The following is a 2838-nucleotide window of genomic DNA, read 5'->3' as shown; positions in this document are numbered from 1 at the left end:
CGTAAACCATCTCCCTGGGAGGTGGTTTACGGGGCAATAAAAAAGGGATCCGCAGATCCCTTTTATCAGATATTTAGTGCGCGCCACCGCCGCCGCCGCCCGCACCGAAGGGCGGTTTGGCAAACCACACCAGGCCAAGCAAGACCAGGAAGATCCCCGCCGACATCCAGAAGATTTCGTTGGCGGAAATAATCAGCCCCTGATTGGTGATCTGCTGGGCTATCCAGCCTGACGCCTGCTGGTGCGTCATTCCTAAATCCTGCAGCTTATCGTACATTGCCTGCGCGTTTGGATTGTAGGGATTCACGGATTCCGTTAACTGCGCATGGTGAAGTGACTCGCGGTTAGTCCACATCGTCGTCGTAATTGATGTGCCAATAGAGCCGGCCAGCGTTCGCGTAAAGTTCGACAAACTTGATGCCGCGGCCAGACGCTCAGGCGGTAAGCCGGACAGCGTGATAGTCGTCAGCGGCATAAAGAAGCAGGCTACCGCGAAACCCTGAATAAACTGTGGCCAGGCCGATGCGCCAAAGTCCATACCCGGTTCGAACGTCCACGCACGCCAGTAGAAACAGACGGCGTACATAATAAAACTGAACGTGACTAACCGACGCATATCAAGCTTGTGCGCGAAGCGGCCGATAATCGGCGATAAGATCACCGGAATCACCCCAACCGGCGCTGACGCCAGACCGGCCCAGGTTGCCGTATAGCCGTATACCTCCTGCAACAGCTGCGGCAGCAGGACGATTGCGCCGAAGTAGAGCATATAGGCCAGACTGATACACAGACAGCCGATGGTAAAGTTGCGCGACTTAAACAGCGAGAGGTCGACAATGGGGTGCTCGTCAGTAAGCTCCCAGACGATCAGGAAGCTGATGGCGACCACGGCGACCACCGTCAGGATGATAATCTCCTGAGAGGCGAACCAGTCCAGCTCTTTGCCGCGGTCGAGCATAATCTGCAAGCTGCCGATACCAATGACCAGTAGTGCCAGACCAATGGCATCGATGCGCCGATGCTCGGTTTTGGTTTCCCGACCGCGCAGGGTTTGCAGAGTCATCAATACCACCGCAGCACCGATTGGCACGTTGATGAAAAATATCCAGCCCCAGTGATAGTTGTCGCTGATATAGCCCCCAAGAATAGGGCCACATATCGGGGCAACAATCACCGTCATCGACCATAGCGCCAGGGCGATGGAACGCTTGGCGGGAGGATAGTTATTCAGCAACAAGCTTTGTGACAGCGGAATTAATGGACCGGCGACAATCCCCTGGATTACGCGGAAGAAAATCAGCATGTTCAGGCTGGTGGACATCCCGCATGCCCATGACGCAATGACGAAGGCGATAGTTGACCACATGAATAGCCTTACTTCGCCAAAACGCTTTGCCAACCAGCCAGTGATCGGAATCGAGATAGCGTTCGCCACCCCGAATGAGGTGATCACCCAGGTACCCTGGCTCAGTGAAGAGCCGAGGTTCCCGGCGATAGTGGGGATCGCCACGTTAGCAATGGTGGAGTCCAGCACCTGCATGAATGTCGCCAGGGACAGCGCGATCGTCATAATGACGAGCTGCGCGCCTTCCAGCGGTTTTTGCTGTTGCATCACACGCACCTTTGAATTAGCCCGCGTTGGCCTGCACGATCTCTTCGATCATCTTATTGACCGGAGCAAGGTTGATTTCCCGTGCATTACTTTCTGATACCGGCGTGGTGCGAACCTGGCTTGCCAGAATTTGTCCGTCACGATTTGAGGTATCTACCGTAACCAGCGTAGATAAACCGATACGCAGCGGATGCTGCGCCAACTGCTTTGCATCCAGTTCAATACGCACTGGTAGACGCTGGACGACTTTGATCCAGTTACCCGTCGCATTTTGTGCTGGCAGCAGGGAAAAGGCGCTGCCCGTACCCATATCCAGCCCGACAACCTTACCGGTATATTTCACGTCATCGCCGTAAATATCACTGATAACGGTCGCCGGTTGACCGATACGCATGTGCGCGAGCTGTGTTTCTTTGAAGTTGGCATCCACCCACAGGTTAGTGGCTGGAACAACCGCCATCAGCGGCGTGGTCGGGCTAATTTGCGCTCCCGGCTGCACGGAACGACGGGAAACATAGCCAGTCATTGGGCTGACGATTCTGGTTCGTTCCAGCGCCAGCCAGGCATTGCGCACTTCAGTGGCCGCCTGTTGCACGGCGGGCTGGTCTTCCAGCTTACTGCCGAGAATCATCGCCTGGTTGGCATTATATTGTTGGATAGCGACATCAAGCTGAGCCTGAGCGCTGGCGACGGCATCACGCGCATGTTGCAGCTCTTCGCGGCCAATCAGGTTGGCGTTGCCCAGCGGGACACGGCGATTAAAGTCGCTTTGTGCCTGCGCCAGCGCGGTTCTCTGCACTTCAATGCTTGCCTGTAACTGCTTGCTATTGATCATCAACTGGTGCGTCTGACGCACGCTGGAAGCCAGCGCAGTTTTGGCTTTTTCAAATGCCTGCTTTGCGTCCGTCTGGTCGAGGGTGACCAGCACATCGCCTTGTTTTACAAAGTCAGTGTTATCAGCCCAGACTTTCGTCACGCTGCCTGATACCTGCGCCATGATTTGAACCTGGTTCCCTGCCACGTACGCATCGTCTGTCTCTTCGACATGACGCAGTACTAAAAACCAATAAATCCCATATGCCACGGCAATAATAATAAAGAGCAAGGTCAGAAGGAGCAGCATACTTTTACGTTTGCCATTCTTCTTGACCGGTTGCTGCGGGGTTTGAGTCTCCGCATTTACGCTCATGTTGTTCTCCACGATCTTCTTTTTTTTCACATCGGCT

The 2838-nt window shown here is 54.5% G+C and carries 2 protein-coding genes; both read right to left on the bottom strand.

Annotation, left to right across the window (positions count from 1 at the left end):
* Window positions 1-73: 73 nt before the first annotated feature.
* A complete protein-coding gene (emrB, locus tag FDW87_RS19615; protein WP_137380085.1) occupies window positions 74-1612 on the bottom strand; it encodes a multidrug efflux MFS transporter permease subunit EmrB in 1539 nt (512 codons plus the stop codon).
* A gap of 16 nt (window positions 1613-1628) precedes the next feature.
* Entirely contained in the window at window positions 1629-2801 is a 1173-nt protein-coding gene (gene emrA / locus FDW87_RS19610; protein ID WP_049270942.1) for a multidrug efflux MFS transporter periplasmic adaptor subunit EmrA, read from the bottom strand.
* Window positions 2802-2838 lie beyond the last annotated feature (37 nt).

It is taken from the genome of Citrobacter sp. wls826, from assembly GCF_005281245.1.
GTDB classification, from domain to species: Bacteria; Pseudomonadota; Gammaproteobacteria; order Enterobacterales; family Enterobacteriaceae; genus Citrobacter; species Citrobacter braakii.
This window is presented reverse-complemented; position numbering and strand designations above follow the sequence as displayed.